The organism is Dongshaea marina (assembly GCF_003072645.1).
Taxonomy (GTDB): Bacteria; Pseudomonadota; Gammaproteobacteria; order Enterobacterales; family Aeromonadaceae; genus Dongshaea; species Dongshaea marina.
This window is the reverse complement of sequence record NZ_CP028897.1, coordinates 2,907,515-2,926,382: the sequence shown is the minus strand read 5'-3', so window position 1 is coordinate 2,926,382 and position 18,868 is coordinate 2,907,515. Positions and strand designations below refer to the sequence as shown.

Genomic DNA, 18,868 nt, shown 5'->3' with positions numbered 1-18,868 from the left:
GTTTACTTGGCGACTCGGGTCCGCTTGATGATAACATCGCACGGGTGCTACTGCTACGTTCGGTGGCCGGGCTGAGCAATTGATGAGCTGGGGATGGTTGGAACCGGCTGTAATAGAGCCTGTCATTTGCTAAGATGCCCGCGCGCTGCAGGTTTTCCGTATGATCATCATGGTTTTACCCGGCGTTTTTCGTATGTGCAATTTAGGGGATTAAAGATGAAAACAAAGATGCTGTTCAAAGGGATAGGGATCGCTTTGTTACTGACTTGTGGCGCCGCGAGCGCCGATACTGTGCATGTGGCCGTGGCTGCCAATTTCCGCACCACCATGGAGAAAATCGCCCAGCAGTTTACCGCAAAGACGGGGGATAAGGTGACAGTCTCTTCCGCCTCGACCGGTATTCTCTATAGCCAGATCCAGCATGGCGCCCCCTTTGATCTTTTTTTAGCGGCCGATGCCCGGCGTCCTGAGCTTTTAGAGAAACAGGGTAAGATCGTCCCCAATAGTCGTTTTACCTATGCAACCGGGCTACTGGCTCTGTGGAGCCCTAAACAGAAGGCTGACAGAGCACTGCTGAATCATTGGCAGCAGAAAATTGCCCTGGCGAATCCTAAGACAGCTCCCTACGGACTGGCTGCCAAACAGTCTCTGGAAAAAATGAAGCTATGGGGATCGGTTGCTCCTCATGCGGTATATGGTAACAACATTACCCAGACCTATCAGTTCGTCTCAAGTGGCAATGTGCAACTTGGGTTTGTGGCTTACTCTGAGCTGGTTACCAAGCATCAGCAGGCCAATGCCTGGATTGTTCCTGCCACTTTGCATGCACCCCTGGAGCAACAAGCGGTACTCCTCAAACACGCTCAGAACAACAACGCCGCAAAAGCGCTCTATCAGTATCTGCGTAACGACGCTAAAACCATGATTGAAAAAGCAGGCTATCAGCTTCCAGCCCATGCTTGATACCGATCTGCAGGCGGTGGTGTTGACCCTCAAATTGGCGTCATACACCACGCTGCTTCTACTCTGTATTGCTCCACCTCTTGCCTGGTGGCTGGCCCGCGGCAAGCATTGGTCACGCTCATTTGTAGAGTCGATCGTGACCCTACCTCTGGTATTGCCTCCGACAGTCTTAGGTTTCTATCTGCTAATAGCCTTTTCACCCAACCACTGGTTGGGACAGCTGTGGCAATCAGTGATGGGCAGTACCCTGGCCTTTAGCTTCTCAGGCCTGGTTGTCTCATCGGTGATCTATTCTCTGCCCTTTGTTGTGCAGCCCCTGCAGGGGACCTTCGTCAGCCTGGGGCGTTGTGAACTGGAGGCAGCCGCAACCTTAGGGTACGGGCCGATTCAGCGATTCTTCTGGATTGTGCTCCCCATGACTCTGCCCGGGTTTGTGATTGCAGCGGCGCTCGGGTTTGCCCACACCATGGGGGAGTTTGGGGTTGTTCTGATGATTGGAGGCAACATCCCGGGTCAGACCGAAGTGCTATCGATCGCTCTGTTTAATCATGTTGAAGCCCTGGAGTACACCCAGGCTCACCAATTGGCTGCAGGGCTGCTGGTGGCGTCAGTCGCGATGCTTATGTTGGTGTATGGAGTACTGAAAAAGCGTCAGCAGAGGATGTTATTATGAGCCTTGAGCTTCGCTATTATCAGCCCTACTCAAACCTCACCCTGGATTATCATCTCACCCTGGAGCCTTGTGGGATCACCGGCATCTTTGGACCTTCGGGAGCAGGCAAATCAACCCTGCTGCGCTTTATTGCCGGACTGAATCGTCCCGATATTGGGGAGCTTTGTTTTGATGGTGAGATCTGGCAACAGGGGCGGCGCTGGACTCCTCCTCACCAGAGGCGAGTGGGCATGGTGTTTCAGCAATCGGGCTTGTTTCCACATACCCGGGTGCTGGGGAATCTCAAACTTGCGGCGCGTAAGGGCAGTGGCAGGTTTGCTATTGACGATCTGGCCGAGCGCTTTGGGATCACCGAGCTGCTGAGCCTACCGGTGCAACAGCTATCGGGAGGTCAGTGTCAACGGGTTGCCATCGTGCGCGCGCTGTTGGCCGAGCCCAGACTCTTGCTGCTGGATGAACCCATATCGGCACTGGATCAACCGACCCGCTTTAAGTTGTTACGAGAGCTAAAGAAGATAGCCCGCGAGCAGGAGCTGATGATGTTGCTGGTTAGTCACTCCAGCGATGAGATCTGCCAGGTGTGTGATGAGATGGTGCTGATCCATGATGGGAGGGTGGTTGCTCAGGATTCACCGGAGAGCCTGTTTAGCCGCCCGGATCTGTTTCTGGCGCGTCAGCGAGAGGCCAGCTCTCTACTCAGGCTTAGCTATTTGGGTTTTTGTGAGCAGCGCCAGCTCGGGCGCTTTGATCTGGAAGGCCAGGAGCTGTTTCTGTCCGGAGTGCATGACTACCAGTGTGGCGATGCGATCAAGGTGCGCCTGCGCAGCCGGGATGTCGTCCTGGCAACCGAATCACTTGAGGGGAGCAGCCTGTTTAATGGTCTGGCCGTGACTCTTTGCTCCTGTGAATCGATTGAGGGGGCAAGGGTGTTGGTCCAGCTCAAAGTCGGTGAGCAGAGGTTTTTAGCGACTCTGACTCACCACTCCTATCAGCGCTTAAAACTCAAAGCGGGTCAATCAGTCTTTGCCTATTTTAAAGCGGTTAATCTGCTGGGTTAGTAAAACTCCCTTCTTGGTTGCTGATCCCAAACGGGATATGCACCATGGGGATGTCTCCCGCCTTTGATTCAAGGTGGGTGCGCTGATCATCAAAGAAGATATGAGGGCGTAGTGTTGCAAGCACGCGCTCTTTTTTCATTCCTCCCAGAAAAAATGTTTCGTTTGCACTGACCCCCCAATGCTCCAGTGTGGTGACCACCCGTTCATGTGCCGGGGCGCTGCGAGCCGTTACTATCATGGTCCGCAGAGCTCTTTGATAATCTGGATCCTGATCTACCAAGGCATCCTCCAGTTTTTGCAGGTTGGAGATCTGGGTGAACAGAGGGGCGAGCGGGCCTGGCTGGTGGGGGATCTGCGAGTTTTGCACCTCGTAATCATGAAAGGCCGAGAGTTCTCCTTGTTTATAGATGGTTTCAGACTCGTCATCAGCGATGACACCGTCAAAGTCAAAAGCGATTCTTAACTCATCATCTTGGAGATCATCATTCACAGCCGAAGGTTGCACCGTTCCGGCGGGATAGCCTGCATCTATTGCCTTCTTTACATCCACTGGGTTTGCAGAAAGAAATAGCGACGCATTAAAGGCGGGAAGGTACTCATAGGGTGACTTTCCCTCCAAAAAAGCAGCCCGGCAGATATTCAGTCCATAGTGTTCAATCGAGCGGAACACCCGTTTGCCGGTTGCGGCTGAGTTCCGCGACAGCAGGATCACCTCGACAGGCTGTTCACCTGGAAACTGCTCATTGATCTTGAGAAAGCGCCTGATAAAGGGAAAAGCAACGCCCTTATCAAGTACATCATTCAGATGTTGCTCCTGGAATCTCTTGTACGCGATTGGGCCCTGCTCGAGAAACACCTGATGAGATTCATTCAGGTTGAAAAGGGCGCTGGACGAGACTGCGATAACTAATTTTTGTTCAATAGGATATGACATGGTGCTACCTGAAACCCATGTAATTATGCTTTAAGGGCGATTTATCAAGTTTTTAATAACCTGAAGGAATAAGCAATCCCTCATCAGAAAAAAAATAGCACTATCAGCGTCAAATTGACGTTACTTCTGATTAACATTTTTAGCCTTTCTGTTTCATTTGTGGTGTCCAATTGGAGACTGATAAATAGAATTATGATTTTTCTTATATTTTTTAAAAAAACTGGTCTCAGTTGAACTCCATTTTTCTGGAGATTATGTATAGTCAGACTAGCCTTATTTAATGCGTCATTCTATTTATTGATATCGCACCGGACTAGCTGAGTGATTCAGCGGAACGAATAACTGGGGAAATGGTTATGGCTAGCTCAAATGAAATATTCAGTTGTGTAGTTACCCGTCTTAATGGTGAAGCTTATCTGATTAACTCAGAGGGTGAGAAAATCCCCCTGCAACTTGGCCAGGAGGTGGATCCCAATTCACTAATCGTCACCAGTGAGGGCAGCTCTGTTCTACTTCAGGGAGAAGGCTTTAGTCAGCAGTTAGGTGAAAACAGTATTTTGAACCTGAAAGGTGCGGAGCTTGGCACAGAATCTCCCCATATAGTGAATAGTGATGATCTTGATCTGGCCGCACTTCAGCAAGCCGTGCTTGATGGCGGAGATCCGACTGAGCTATTTGAGGCCGCAGCTGCGGGCGGCGGTGTTAGTGATAGTATTCAAGAGGGTGCATCGGTTTCCCGTACCGGCGCAGAAACTTTGGCAGAAGCAGGTTTTGATACTCAGTTCTCCCCAGCTGAGGCTCAGGATCAGCAGCAAGCCGCAGATACCCCTTTTATTGAGACAGCACAAGAAGAGATCGCTCCCCAGGTCTCACCCATAGTCTCCCTGTCTGGTCCGGGACAGGTGACAGAGTCCGATGGTTCAGCTGTGTATACCATTAGTTTGGATCAGCCTTCTGATCAGGATATTACAGTCACCATCAACTATACCCCGGGCACAGCTACCGGTGGCGGTGTTGACTATCAAGAAGGATTTACTCAGGTCACTATTCCAGCCGGACAAACCTCAGCCAATTTCACCGTAGAGATCATTGATGATGCCTTAGCGGAAGGTGATGAAAATTACAGTGTCGAAATAACTGGTACATCTGGCGGTAACTCACAGTTGGGTGGAGATACCATTATTGAAACAACGATAACCGACCAGGCGGATGCCGATGCCCTGCGGTTCAGCCTGAGTAATGATGTGACGGTGGCCGAGGGGCAGGATGCGAGCTTCGCGGTCTCCCTGAGTGGCGGCAGCCTGGCGGCGGGTCAGAGTGTGACCATGCAGCTGACCACGGCGGAAGGCACCGCGGTGGCGGCGGACTTCGGGGATATTACCCTGGGTTCAGGGCAGAACGCCAGCTATGACGCGGCGACCGGCACCCTGACCATCAATGGTCCGATGGCGGATGGCGGCGAAATCAACTTCAGCGTGCCCACGGTGGATGACACCACCTATGAGGGGGACGAGCAGTTCAGTGTGAACCTGAGCAACCCATCCCTGGGTCAGATCAGCGATGACTCGGCGACGGCGACCATTACAGACCAGGCGGATGCAGACGCCCTGCGGTTCAGCCTGAGTAATGATGTGACGGTGGCCGAGGGGCAGGATGCGAGCTTCGCGGTCTCCCTGAGTGGCGGCAGCCTGGCGGCGGGTCAGAGTGTGACCATGCAGCTGACCACGGCGGAAGGCACCGCGGTGGCGGCGGACTTCGGGGATATCACCCTGGGTTCAGGGCAGAACGCCAGCTATGACGCGGCGACCGGCACCCTGACCATCAATGGTCCGATGGCGGATGGCGGCGAGATCAACTTCAGCGTGCCCACGGTGGATGACACCACCTATGAGGGGGACGAGCAGTTCAGTGTGAACCTGAGCAACCCATCCCTGGGTCAGATCAGCGATGACTCGGCGACGGCGACCATTACGGACCAGGCGGATGCAGACGCCCTGCGGTTCAGCCTGAGTAATGATGTGACGGTGGCCGAGGGGCAGGATGCGAGCTTCGCGGTCTCCCTGAGTGGCGGCAGCCTGGCGGCGGGTCAGAGTGTGACCATGCAGCTGACCACGGCGGAAGGCACCGCGGTGGCGGCGGACTTCGGGGATATCACCCTGGGTTCAGGGCAGAACGCCAGCTATGACGCGGCGACCGGCACCCTGACCATCAATGGTCCGATGGCGGATGGCGGCGAGATCAACTTCAGCGTGCCCACGGTGGATGACACCACCTATGAGGGGGACGAGCAGTTCAGTGTGAACCTGAGCAACCCATCCCTGGGTCAGATCAGCGATGACTCGGCGACGGCGACCATTACGGACCAGGCGGATGCAGACGCCCTGCGGTTCAGCCTGAGTAATGATGTGACGGTGGCCGAGGGGCAGGATGCGAGCTTCGCGGTCTCCCTGAGTGGCGGCAGCCTGGCGGCGGGTCAGAGTGTGACCATGCAGCTGACCACGGCGGAAGGCACCGCGGTGGCGGCGGACTTCGGGGATATCACCCTGGGTTCAGGGCAGAACGCCAGCTATGACGCGGCGACCGGCACCCTGACCATCAATGGTCCGATGGCGGATGGCGGCGAAATCAACTTCAGCGTGCCCACGGTGGATGACACCACCTATGAGGGGGACGAGCAGTTCAGTGTGAACCTGAGCAACCCATCCCTGGGTCAGATCAGCGATGACTCGGCGACGGCGACCATTACAGACCAGGCGGATGCAGACGCCCTGCGGTTCAGCCTGAGTAATGATGTGACGGTGGCCGAGGGGCAGGATGCGAGCTTCGCGGTCTCCCTGAGTGGCGGCAGCCTGGCGGCGGGTCAGAGTGTGACCATGCAGCTGACCACGGCGGAAGGCACCGCGGTGGCGGCGGACTTCGGGGATATCACCCTGGGTTCAGGGCAGAACGCCAGCTATGACGCGGCGACCGGCACCCTGACCATCAATGGTCCGATGGCGGATGGCGGCGAGATCAACTTCAGCGTGCCCACGGTGGATGACACCACCTATGAGGGGGACGAGCAGTTCAGTGTGAACCTGAGCAACCCATCCCTGGGTCAGATCAGCGATGACTCGGCGACGGCGACCATTACGGACCAGGCGGATGCAGACGCCCTGCGATTCAGCCTGAGTAATGATGTGACGGTGGCCGAGGGGCAGGATGCGAGCTTCGCGGTCTCCCTGAGTGGCGGCAGCCTGGCGGCGGGTCAGAGTGTGACCATGCAGCTGACCACGGCGGAAGGCACCGCGGTGGCGGCGGACTTCGGGGATATCACCCTGGGTTCAGGGCAGAACGCCAGCTATGACGCGGCGACCGGCACCCTAACCATCAATGGTCCGATGGCGGATGGCGGCGAGATCAACTTCAGCGTGCCCACGGTGGATGACACCACCTATGAGGGGACGAGCAGTTCAGTGTGAACCTGAGCAACCCATCCCTGGGTCAGATCACCGATGACTCGGCGACGGCGACCATTACGGACCAGGCGGATGCAGACGCCCTGCGGTTCAGCCTGAGTAATGATGTGACGGTGGCCGAGGGGCAGGATGCGAGCTTCGCGGTCTCCCTGAGTGGCGGCAGCCTGGCGGCGGGTCAGAGTGTGACCATGCAGCTGACCACGGCGGAAGGCACCGCGGTGGCGGCGGACTTCGGGGATATTACCCTGGGTTCAGGGCAGAACGCCAGCTATGACGCGGCGACCGGCACCCTGACCATCAATGGTCCGATGGCGGATGGCGGCGAAATCAACTTCAGCGTGCCCACGGTGGATGACACCACCTATGAGGGGGACGAGCAGTTCAGTGTGAACCTGAGCAACCCATCCCTGGGTCAGATCAGCGATGACTCGGCGACGGCGACCATTACAGACCAGGCGGATGCAGACGCCCTGCGGTTCAGCCTGAGTAATGATGTGACGGTGGCCGAGGGGCAGGATGCGAGCTTCGCGGTCTCCCTGAGTGGCGGCAGCCTGGCGGCGGGTCAGAGTGTGACCATGCAGCTGACCACGGCGGAAGGCACCGCGGTGGCGGCGGACTTCGGGGATATCACCCTGGGTTCAGGGCAGAACGCCAGCTATGACGCGGCGACCGGCACCCTGACCATCAATGGTCCGATGGCGGATGGCGGCGAGATCAACTTCAGCGTGCCCACGGTGGATGACACCACCTATGAGGGGGACGAGCAGTTCAGTGTGAACCTGAGCAACCCATCCCTGGGTCAGATCAGCGATGACTCGGCGACGGCGACCATTACGGACCAGGCGGATGCAGACGCCCTGCGGTTCAGCCTGAGTAATGATGTGACGGTGGCCGAGGGGCAGGATGCGAGCTTCGCGGTCTCCCTGAGTGGCGGCAGCCTGGCGGCGGGTCAGAGTGTGACCATGCAGCTGACCACGGCGGAAGGCACCGCGGTGGCGGCGGACTTCGGGGATATCACCCTGGGTTCAGGGCAGAACGCCAGCTATGACGCGGCGACCGGCACCCTGATCATCAATGGTCCGATGGCGGATGGCGGCGAGATCAACTTCAGCGTGCCCACGGTGGATGACACCACCTATGAGGGGGACGAGCAGTTCAGTGTGAACCTGAGCAACCCATCCCTGGGTCAGATCAGCGATGACTCGGCGACGGCGACCATTACGGACCAGGCGGATGCAGACGCCCTGCGGTTCAGCCTGAGTAATGATGTGACGGTGGCCGAGGGGCAGGATGCGAGCTTCGCGGTCTCCCTGAGTGGCGGCAGCCTGGCGGCGGGTCAGAGTGTGACCATGCAGCTGACCACGGCGGAAGGCACCGCGGTGGCGGCGGACTTCGGGGATATCACCCTGGGTTCAGGGCAGAACGCCAGCTATGACGCGGCGACCGGCACCCTGACCATCAATGGTCCGATGGCGGATGGCGGCGAGATCAACTTCAGCGTGCCCACGGTGGATGACACCACCTATGAGGGGGACGAGCAGTTCAGTGTGAACCTGAGCAACCCATCCCTGGGTCAGATCAGCGATGACTCGGCGACGGCGACCATTACGGATCAGGCGGATGCGGACGCCCTGCGGTTCAGCCTGAGTAATGATGTGACGGTGGCCGAGGGGCAGGATGCGAGCTTCGCGGTCTCCCTGAGTGGCGGCAGCCTGGCGGCGGGTCAGAGTGTGACCATGCAGCTGACCACGGCGGAAGGCACCGCGGTGGCGGCGGACTTCGGGGATATCACCCTGGGTTCAGGGCAGAACGCCAGCTATGACGCGGCGACCGGCACCCTGACCATCAATGGTCCGATGGCGGATGGCGGCGAGATCAACTTCAGCGTGCCCACGGTGGATGACACCACCTATGAGGGGGACGAGCAGTTCAGTGTGAACCTGAGCAACCCATCCCTGGGTCAGATCAGCGATGACTCGGCGACGGCGACCATTACGGACCAGGCGGATGCAGACGCCCTGCGATTCAGCCTGAGTAATGATGTGACGGTGGCCGAGGGGCAGGATGCGAGCTTCGCGGTCTCCCTGAGTGGCGGCAGCCTGGCGGCGGGTCAGAGTGTGACCATGCAGCTGACCACGGCGGAAGGCACCGCGGTGGCGGCGGACTTCGGGGATATCACCCTGGGTTCAGGGCAGAACGCCAGCTATGACGCGGCGACCGGCACCCTGACCATCAATGGTCCGATGGCGGATGGCGGCGAGATCAACTTCAGCGTGCCCACGGTGGATGACACCACCTATGAGGGGGACGAGCAATTCAGTGTGAACCTGAGCAACCCATCCCTGGGTCAGATCAGCGATGACTCGGCGACGGCGACCATTACGGACCAGGCGGATGCAGACGCCCTGCGGTTCAGCCTGAGTAATGATGTGACGGTGGCCGAGGGGCAGGATGCGAGCTTCGCGGTCTCCCTGAGTGGCGGCAGCCTGGCGGCGGGTCAGAGTGTGACCATGCAGCTGACCACGGCGGAAGGCACCGCGGTGGCGGCGGACTTCGGGGATATCACCCTGGGTTCAGGGCAGAACGCCAGCTATGACGCGGCGACCGGCACCCTGACCATCAATGGTCCGATGGCGGATGGCGGCGAGATCAACTTCAGCGTGCCCACGGTGGATGACACCACCTATGAGGGGGACGAGCAGTTCAGTGTGAACCTGAGCAACCCATCCCTGGGTCAGATCAGCGATGACTCGGCGACGGCGACCATTACGGACCAGGCGGATGCAGACGCCCTGCGGTTCAGCCTGAGTAATGATGTGACGGTGGCCGAGGGGCAGGATGCGAGCTTCGCGGTCTCCCTGAGTGGCGGCAGCCTGGCGGCGGGTCAGAGTGTGACCATGCAGCTGACCACGGCGGAAGGCACCGCGGTGGCGGCGGACTTCGGGGATATCACCCTGGGTTCAGGGCAGAACGCCAGCTATGACGCGGCGACCGGCACCCTGACCATCAATGGTCCGATGGCGGATGGCGGCGAGATCAACTTCAGCGTGCCCACGGTGGATGACACCACCTATGAGGGGGACGAGCAGTTCAGTGTGAACCTGAGCAACCCATCCCTGGGTCAGATCAGCGATGACTCGGCGACGGCGACCATTACGGACCAGGCGGATGCGGATGCCCTGCGGTTCAGCCTGAGTAATGATGTGACGGTGGCCGAGGGGCAGGATGCGAGCTTCGCGGTCTCCCTGAGTGGGGGCAGCCTGGCGGCGGGTCAGAGTGTGACCATGCAGCTGACCACGGCGGAAGGCACCGCGGTGGCGGCGGATTTCGGGGATATCACCCTGGGTTCAGGGCAGAACGCCAGCTATGACGCGGCGACCGGCACCCTGACCATCAATGGTCCGATGGCGGATGGCGGCGAGATCAACTTCAGCGTGCCCACGGTGGATGACACCACCTATGAGGGGGACGAGCAGTTCAGTGTGAACCTGAGCAACCCATCCCTGGGTCAGATCAGCGATGACTCGGCGACGGCGACCATTACAGACCAGGGGGATGCGGATGCCCTGACCTTCAGCTTGACTGGCACGGGCAGTGTGGCCGAGGGGGCTGCGGCGAGCTACAGCATCACGCTGGGTGGCCGGAATATCGATGACGGTGAAAGTGTCACGCTGAAGCTGACCACCGAAGATGGCTCGGCACTCAAGGGCGTGGATTTTGAGGCTCTGGTGGCGGGTGCAGGCCAGAGTGTGGTGTACGATGCGGTCAGTGGTGAGCTGACGGTGCAGGGGCCACTGGATATTGGAGACCGCCTCGACTTTACGGTGAATACGATCGAAGACAACACATATGAGGGGAATGAGACCTACCAGGTTAATCTGGGGACGGTGGATGTAGGCAGCGTGTCCGGAAGTGGTGTGGTGGAGACCACGATCACGGATACAAGTGCAGTTACAGTTAGACTCGTTGCTTGTGACAAAGATGGCAACATCATAGATGATTCAAGGTTTAGTTATAACGAAACTGTGCAGGATCTCATTGATGATGCTGATAATACTTTCCATGGTACGCCTTTAGCGGATCAGCTGGTTGGTAGTGATCAGGCTGATGCATTCTATGGAGATGCTTTATCGGATCAGATGGTTGGGCACGATGGTAATGATGTCTTTATTAGTGGTGAGGGAGATGAGGCCATCTATGGTGGTCATGAAGGATCTTTACCTGACGATGCTGATGGTACAGATACAGTTATCTACAAGGGTAACTTCTCTGACTACACCATTCGCTTTGTTGAAGATGGTACCAATATTACCCTGAATATTGTGGATAACAGGTACGATGCGAGTAAAGGTTGGGCTCATGCAGACAATCAGGGACTGGATACTTACGAGGCAGGAGATAACTTATATAGCATAGAGAAACTTATTTTCAATGATGGTGTATATCTGGTTGAAGGCGGTAAGTTAGTGAAAGAAGGTGAGACAGCTTACTACAAGACTATCCTGGTTGATGATGATGGTAATCTGATTTCTGATGCTGAGGGCACTGTCGATGTGACCTTCACTGATGGCACAGCTACAGTCGATGATTATTCAACCTCTGGTCAAACCATGTCGGTTAACCTCAATGAAGTCTTCAGTGCTTCAGCTCTTGAAGATAACAAGATAGAAGCTACTGAAACCTATAAGGTATCTCTCAATCAAGGGGCTTCTAATGTATCCATAGGCGGTACTCACTACGATAATGTTGTAGAAGACCTAACACCAGTTGTAACGAACATTATAGATGACGACTCGCTAAGTGATATTACCGTTACGGTCGATGAGGCTGCTTTACTCAATCAGGATTCTGAGATAGTCGGCGGAGATTTTAAGGTTGGGGTTGCTGATAGCGTAGATGTTCTCAAATTCAACCTGTCTCCCGAACAGCAGAATGCTCTTAATAATATGACCTCTGAAGGACAGAAGCTGGATTATTCCATCACAGATGATGGAACTATTCTCACTTCGGTTATCCATGGAACCACTGATAAAGTATTTGAGGTTACTCTAAACTCATCAGAGGATAGTACGACAGCTAATGTTAAATTGTATAAGCCGGTCGATCATGCTCCGGGCCAAGATAAGAACGAACTACCTCTTAAGCTTGGTGTCGAGGTGACAGACACCAATGGCCACAGGTTAAGTGATGCAACCCTGACCGTAAATATAAAAGACTCAGTTCCTGATCGTGGGCCTGATATTCAACAAGATGTTGATGTTAATGTTGAGAATACCGCAGATTATCAAGTGGTGGTCATGTTGGATGTATCAGGTTCTATGCAATCCCAAGTACCTGTTTACGATGAGACCGGTCAATTTATAGGGTACCAATCTAGCATTCAGGTTGCACTTGAAGCAATTGAGGATATGTTGTTTGAGTATGCTCAGGGCGGCGATGTAACATTTTATGGCTCAACGTTCTCAAACTCAACGACTCAGAATGCTCCAATTACGATCTCCCAGGGAAGTTCAATGGAGCAGATTAAGAGTCAGCTTGGATCCTGGGAAGCACAAGCTATCCATGAAGTTAATCAAGGGCAGTACACTGATTATGATCAAGCAGCTTCAGGTATCGAAAGTACAGTTGGCTCTTATGGTGACATGATCTCTGAAGGCCATGGCAATCTATACTTTATATCTGACGGTGAGTCTTCGTCAGATACGAGTGGCTTAGCAGAACGGATAAATAACAATGTATTAGGTGATAACAATTACTTTGAAAATAACTGGTCCATCGGCATAGGCTTTTCAAGCGATGATGTTGCTCATTTAACCGCGATGACAGGCGGTGATCCTGATGAAGTTATTACGGTTGATCAGGCAACAGATCTCAGTGATATTTTGGTTGATGCTGCACAAGGAGAAGTTCGCGGAGATGTGATTGATGGAACGCTTCCTGTGGTTGAGGGGGGCACAGTTCACTCAATTGAAGTTCAGGGACACACTTATTTTGCTCAAGATTACGCAAATAAGAATACTGCGGATGCTAGTGATGATTTTGTGTTGAGCAAAGAGATTCAGGATGATTCAGGAAATGCACTTGGTAAACTCACATTCAACTTTGAAACGGGTGATTATAAATTTAAACCAAGCGGTGATTCACTAGATGATTTTACCTTGAAGTATGATCTGATCGATACTGATGGGGATATATCTGGTAAGTCAGAAGTCGATTTCAACTTGGTGCCTGTTAGTGAGGTCCACACGCAGGAATCTGTATCTTTGAATGCTGTTGAGCATCAACTGGTTATTCTCCTTGATACATCTGGATCCATGGGAGATAAGTCAGATCCCAACAGTAATTTTTCAAAAGCACAAGAATCTATTGTGAAGATGGCGTACGAGTATGCTCAGACAGGTAGTGTTGTTTTACATGGAATGGGTTTTGCGAGTTCAGCTTCAGCTGTTGAAGCCTTTAGAATCAAGCAGGGTAGTAGCTATGAAGAGGTTGAAAGTAAACTCGAATCTCAGTGGTTTAATGCCCTTAACGTTGAGGGTGGAACCAACTATCAGAGTGCGGCTGAGGCTTTAGAAAGCTACCTTGCTCAAGGAGATAATAGAACTGAAATCACTGATGGTAATGGCCAACTTTACTTTATTTCAGATGGTCAGCCAACAGAAGGTTTTAGAGCAAATACTCCTTTCTACAAAGACATATTTGGTAATTGGCATGAAGGAACCTCGTTAATTCATTCTGAGATTGATGGAGGAGAACTTCTTACTCAAGAGATGGATAGCATCCTTGATAGTGGGGCTTTTGATAATCATTGGTCTATCGGTGTTGGGGGGGTAGATAACTCAGACTTACAAGCAATGGCAGGGGGTGATGATAGCCAAGTTATCCCAATGAATGACTTTAGTGACTTAGATGCAGCTCTCGAAGCGACGATACCACAGCCTGAGACAACTGGAGATGTTATGAAGTCTGTGGATGGGATGCGAGTCAACACTATCACTATTGGTAGTGTGGAGTACAAGGATCCGGGCCATGATGATCCTGTTAAGATAACAGTTTATGAGGATTCAGGCTCGAAAGTAGTTGGAACTTTAGACTTCAACTTCAGTGATGGTACTTACTCTTTCGTACCAAGTGGAGAGAGCAAGCAAGACTTTACAATGAGTTATGACTTTATTGATTCAGATGGGGATGTATCTAAGGGGAAAAATAGTGTTGAGTTTAATCTTGATGGTGGTTCCTGTGATGTCTGGCTAAATAATGTAAGTCAGGAGCATGGCTATGACAATTCATTTGGTGTTTATACGCTAAATGCCCAAGGAGAGATTGATAGCTTCCAGCTTCTGATCAGTTCATCACAGGACATCAAAGGACAAGTGGGTCAGAGTTTAGGTGCAAGTTATGAAACGGGAGAAAAAGTAGGCTTCTTCATTATCAATAACGAATATGCTGATGCCACTGTTACCCAGAGTAATCTGAGCTTTGATAAGCAAGATGATGGGAGCTACCGGGCGCTAATTAATGGTGTTGAAATGGATAACGCATTCTTCACGAATGCATCATTTAATGCAGATGGGAAACAGCATTTCCAGATTGGCACCAGAAACCCAGATGGAACTATAGACGAGGGACAAACAAATCTAGATGGTTCTTTAACCATAGGTATTGAGGATCAATATAATTTAGGCCCATCGGATGACAAGGATTACACCGATGTGGTCTTTGATATTAAGCCAAGTCGTCCAGGGATGACTATTGAGGCTGATGATATATTAATTAGCTCGAGTGATCTATCTTCAGGTGATTCACAAGAGATCATTCTTTATGGTCTAGATGATGTGAGTGAGAACTTCATCATTCCTGATCAACCTGCAGCTGAGGTGCATATTCAACAGTTCAACTCAGAGAAAGGTGATCGGATTGATCTATCGCATGTGTTGGATAGCTCCGCGCAGGAACAACTGAATGCGTTCCTAGCAGATGAAGATCCTGAAGCTTCAGATTTAACGAGTCTGGATGTATCTATTAGCTCTAAGGGCAATGATATTGAGCTGAAGGTTCAGAATGAGGATCAACAGGAAGTTACGATTGTTCTCGATGACTTTGGAGGGTCGAGTGTAGGACAACAAAACTATGAGGACCTTTTACAAGATATAGTCAAAGGTCCGACAGTTGAATGATGAAATAACTGTCGTCCTAAAGCTATAGTTTATGCTAGAGAAGGCAGTGACCCTGAGGATGCACCTTCAGGGTCATTGCCTTCTAAATTTTTGAAGCACTATTTAATCGTCTGAAATGCCTAGTGTATGACACCAAAATATCAGCTATTATTACGATTTACTTAGAGCATTTTCCGGATAAATGGGTTCACTCTCCATAAGAGCCGCTTCAACTTTGAACGCTGATACGCAAGTCACATCCTTGCTGCAGAAGGTCAGCTTAAAAAAGCTCAAAGCAGCGCTTGAATTTGAGGGAACGAATAGCGACCCTGATTAACCTCAGATCTGCATAAGCGCTTCCTTTTCAAGCCGAGACATTCGGATGCTCGGCTTCTTTTCCTGGAAGGTATATGCAATGAGGCCAGCAAGGAGATTCACCATAAAGCTGATGCAGCTACGATGCCGTGAGTGTTCTATCTGAGAGATGTTCTTCAGCTGATCAAAGACGGTTTCAATGATGAAGCGTTTGCGGAGCATCAGCTTATCCCATAGCCGCATCAACTTTGGTTTCATATTCTTCCTGATGCTGGTAATTAATGTGACCCCTTGGTCTGCCAGCTCTTCTGCAAGTGGTCCTGAAATATAGCCTTTATCTCCATAGAGTGAACCCCAGAGCTGCTCGCACATTTCAGGAAGAGGAGTTCTGTCATCAACATTGGCTGGGGTTAATTTGACCGAGATAACACCACCTTGATCATTGATGATAAGGTGCAATTTAAATCCATAAAACCACCCCATGGTTCCTTTGCCACGCTTGGCAGCACCTTGAAATACTTGATGTCGAGGGATGCGAAGGTTATGGCAAACCTGAAGTTTTGTTGAGTCGACGAATGCAATCCCAGTAGGTTTTGCTTGTCTGTGGGTGAGATAGGAGCACAAAGGGACAAGGGTCGTTTGCATCAATTTCAACATCCGGGTGTAACTCACCAGGCCGGGGAACTCGCTTTTCCAGTACTTACATACGAACTGAAGATAATAGGATTTAAAGTCTCGGAATCCCAAGCGATGGAATGCGATGACGATGGTCATCACTTCACTGACAGCCAGGCGAGAGGGTCTGTTCCGCTGCTTCACACCTAAGGAGATCTGCTGTTTTTGCCAAGCGGGTAGAAAGACCTGACAGAAATCATCGACATCAACGAAAATAGCTTCTAAATTGATCATGCCCAAGCTCCTTGGCGATTGATGGTTCTGGACAAACGATCAGATCGCAGCTTGGGCTTTTAGTTCCCCTCTTATGCGCAGCTCAGGTTGATTAAGTCTAAAATGCTCTAGGGGAATGTAGTAGAACTGATATTTAACGATAATTTTATGAAATAGTTTTGTTATAGACAGAGTCAAACCTTGAGTGTCATGCGATGATATACAAGATATGTTCATGTGCTTTTCTATGGTAGTTATACCGCATGAAAGTGGCATTAGTAGGTCTGTTTAACAAAGCCTGGGCTTGTTTTGAAAGCCATAACAGACAGAATCTGCTTTGCACAAACATTCTTTATCAGAACTCAACAATCATAGTTTAAAACAATGATTTTCCCCTTGAGGAACCTTATAACTTGCCCGGCTTAAAAGCCGGGCAGTATCGATAAGATGCAAAGGTTGGCGCTATTTTAAAGGGTGGGGTGGGTTGATATACCCCTGGTAGCCATCGATGGGCAAGCCTTTGAGGCTATCAAGCACAGCCTGGCTCTCAATCTGAGTCACAATGGCTCTGGCTCCAGCCCCATGGGCGATATCGCAGATGGCGGAGAGGCAGGTGGTATCATTGATATCCTTGACCAGCATCTTGGTGAAGGTATGGTCTATCTTCACATAGTCCGGATGGAGTCGCTTCAGGTAGTCGGTGGCATGAAGGTGGCGACCAAATTGATCGATTCCCCACATGTAGCCATGGGCTCTGAGCTCCTCAAGAGTATTTTGGATCCTATCCGATGCCTTGAGTAGTACCGACTCCTGGATCTCGAAGCACAAGCGTTTTGCTAACCCCTTGTTCTGAATCAGGGTTTGGATGATCCAGGCACAGAATTTTTCATTGGTAATCGCGGTCCGTGACCAGTTGAGTGCAAAATTCATCTCGGGGTGGCTTTCTAAAAGCGGGATCAGATGTTCAAGAATATGCTGATCCAGCTTATCTCCGAGGCGGAACTGCTCCACCGCGGGCATGAATTCACCAGCGCTATAGGTTTTCTGACCATCATCGATGTAGCTAAATAGCTCAGTATGCAGCCGGGTTTTCTGATCGATGGCGAACACCGGCTGAATATAGAAGTGGATCTGTTGCTGGTTTATCGCCGTCTCAATGATCCTCTTCCACTCAAAGCGCCCGAGCTGCTCCTGTGACTTGTCTTCCTTGATGTAGATCTCCAGGTGATCCATCCGTGCCTTGAGCAGGGCCTGATCGGCTGTGCTCAGAAGCTCAGGAAGAGACTCCTGATCGGTGCGCATCGCGGCACCTATGGTGGATATAATCCGGGGAGCACTCAGGGGATTGACCAAGATGTTGGAGATATTCCCGTTAAGATTTTCGGCTATATTGAGCAGCTCCTGTTGATTCACCCCCGGGATCAAGATGGCAAACTCGGTATCCGAGAAGCGAGCCACCTCATGGCGATCATAGGGTTTGAGTTGCAGCTGAAGTGTCTCACCAATTGATTTGAGGAACTGATCCCGGGCCATGAAGCCATCTTTTTGATAGATCTCATCCAGAATATCGATGGAGATGATCATCATGCCACCCACACCATCCTCGGCGATCCACTCCTTGACCTGACTGATAAAGTAGTCGCGGTTGCCAAGGCCAGAGGTGCTGTCTTCATAAGCCATCTTGTAGAGATCTTCGATCTGCTTGGACTTGCCATCCAGATACACCTTGAGCTGAGTGCTTAATGCATTGATGGTTTGGGCAATAGGTTTGAGATCAGACTCCTTAGGGAGCTCAATATTGGAGCCATCATTACTTTTCTGACAGCGGATAGCACTGTCTCTCAGGCGGATGAGGGAGCGGAAGTTAAGGTTATAGATGATAAAAAACAGCACAACACAGACAATAAATGTGGTCAGATACAGAATAAACAGCTTGGAGACCTCGCCCCAGAGCTCATTATAGGCTGAAGCAGGATTGTTGGTGAGTTCGACACGGCCCACCTCAAAATCACCAAAGGCCTCGGAGTGAACCATGACACTGGCTTGACTCGTAAGCTGTGGGAACAAGCCTAGCCCGGTGAACCATGCCGGGGCCTGTGAGCTGGTGAGCCGGCTGGTTCGGGTAAAGATCTCATCCAGAGGGAAGGTGGTGATCTCTATCTTCTGATGGTATTTGCCATCAAAGATCACATCCAGTGTTCCCTCAATCCCCTGGGTATCGCCAATCTCAATATAGGGGATCAGAGCGACCTTAATAAATTGGGTACTCTTATTGAGCAACACTCGTTGTTGCTGCTGATGCTCGAACTGCAACATTTTGCATTGGACAAAAAATCCGATGGCCAGCAGCAGCAGCAGGATCACAGAGGTAATGATCAGTAGCTTCTTATTAAGTGTCATCGTGTCTCCATCCATCCAGTTCC

8 protein-coding genes are annotated in these 18,868 nt (G+C 52.5%); 5 read left to right on the top strand and 3 right to left on the bottom strand.

Annotated elements, in window-relative coordinates; translation table 11 throughout:
- Positions 1-216: 216 nt before the first annotated feature.
- Genes modA through modC form a run of 3 tightly spaced genes read left to right on the top strand, consistent with a single transcriptional unit; the run spans position 217 to position 2,694 of the window.
- Positions 217-963 carry a molybdate ABC transporter substrate-binding protein gene (modA, locus tag DB847_RS13725; RefSeq protein WP_108651209.1) on the top strand — a complete coding sequence of 249 codons (747 nt, stop codon included), beginning with the start codon at positions 217-219 and terminating at the stop codon, positions 961-963.
- Positions 956-1,636: a molybdate ABC transporter permease subunit gene (modB, locus tag DB847_RS13720; RefSeq protein ID WP_108651208.1), complete on the top strand. Its 681-nt coding sequence runs from the start codon at positions 956-958 to the stop codon at positions 1,634-1,636. Before modA ends, modB begins: the two co-directional genes overlap by 8 nt.
- On the top strand, positions 1,633-2,694 hold the full coding sequence (gene modC, locus DB847_RS13715; protein WP_108651207.1) for a molybdenum ABC transporter ATP-binding protein: 1,062 nt from the start codon (positions 1,633-1,635) through the stop codon (positions 2,692-2,694). The genes modB and modC overlap by 4 nt, the downstream gene beginning before the upstream one ends.
- Here the strand turns inward: modC and DB847_RS13710 are convergent.
- Positions 2,678-3,628, bottom strand: a complete 951-nt coding sequence (locus DB847_RS13710) for a 5'-nucleotidase (RefSeq protein ID WP_108651206.1) — start codon at positions 3,626-3,628, stop codon at positions 2,678-2,680. The two genes, modC and DB847_RS13710, sit on opposite strands and share 17 nt — an antisense overlap.
- Before the next feature lie 356 nt (positions 3,629-3,984).
- Here DB847_RS13710 and DB847_RS13705 point away from each other — a divergent pair, with 356 nt between their 5' ends.
- Together DB847_RS13705 and DB847_RS13700 are read left to right on the top strand one after the other, a co-directional pair.
- Complete coding sequence (locus DB847_RS13705) at positions 3,985-7,089, top strand: retention module-containing protein (RefSeq protein ID WP_159084626.1); 3,105 nt, start codon at positions 3,985-3,987, stop codon at positions 7,087-7,089.
- Positions 7,086-15,263, top strand: a complete 8,178-nt coding sequence (locus DB847_RS13700) for a Calx-beta domain-containing protein (protein ID WP_108651204.1) — start codon at positions 7,086-7,088, stop codon at positions 15,261-15,263. The genes DB847_RS13705 and DB847_RS13700 overlap by 4 nt, the downstream gene beginning before the upstream one ends.
- Positions 15,264-15,581: 318 nt before the next feature.
- On the opposite strand, the gene DB847_RS13695 is transcribed toward DB847_RS13700, so the two are convergent.
- Both DB847_RS13695 and DB847_RS13690 read right to left on the bottom strand, forming a co-directional pair.
- Positions 15,582-16,466 (bottom strand): IS982 family transposase, encoded by an 885-nt coding sequence (locus tag DB847_RS13695; RefSeq protein ID WP_108649761.1) that lies wholly within the window; start codon positions 16,464-16,466, stop codon positions 15,582-15,584.
- A 441-nt stretch (positions 16,467-16,907) separates the two neighbouring features.
- Positions 16,908-18,845 (bottom strand): bifunctional diguanylate cyclase/phosphodiesterase, encoded by a 1,938-nt coding sequence (locus DB847_RS13690; RefSeq protein WP_159084625.1) that lies wholly within the window; start codon positions 18,843-18,845, stop codon positions 16,908-16,910.
- Between the last annotated feature and the right edge of the window lie 23 nt (positions 18,846-18,868).